The sequence below is a fragment of the Bradyrhizobium sp. CCBAU 11386 genome, assembly GCF_028128955.1.
Classification (GTDB): domain Bacteria; phylum Pseudomonadota; class Alphaproteobacteria; order Rhizobiales; family Xanthobacteraceae; genus Bradyrhizobium.
Window position 1 is genome coordinate 1 of sequence record NZ_LBKA01000064.1, and the last position, 507, is coordinate 507.

Annotated in this window: 1 protein-coding gene; it reads right to left on the reverse strand. The window is 70.4% G+C overall.

All coding sequences use genetic code 11. The annotated features are described in order from the left end of the window. Positions 1-507: DUF1522 domain-containing protein (locus XI09_RS08375; protein WP_271566418.1), on the reverse strand; the 507-nt coding region annotated here is incomplete at both ends.

Here is a 507-nt window from a genome sequence, read left to right on the forward strand (position 1 = left end):
CCGCCCACCGCCGAGCTCAGGCCGAGCGCCTTGAGCAGGTCGGCCTTGCCGGTGACGCTCAGATCCGCACCCGTCGAGCTCTTCAGCGTGACGGCGCCCGCACCAACGCTCGAAGCGGTCTGGTTGACGCTGGTCGCGACCGTCGCAGCGCCGGAGCTGATGGAAGCCGTCTTGACGCCGCTGGCGAGATCGACCGCGGTCAAGAGGTCGTTGACCGTCGCAGCCGGGGTGCCGGCGGTGCCGAGATAGACGGTGGTGTTGCCGTTGCCGTCGGTGACGAGGTTGCCGCTGACACCCGAACCAGACGCAACCGCCGTCGACGCCGGAGCAGAACCGCTACGGAAGGTGATGGTCTTGCCGTTGACGGTCAGCGTGTCGCCGTCGGCGGGCTGAGCGTTGCCGAGCAGGCCGGTCGCGGTCGTGCCGTTGGTGGCGATCAGGGTGATGGCGCCGGTCAGGGCCGTGGTGCCGTCGCCGGCCGTTGCCGCGGTGCCCGTGAACGAGCCG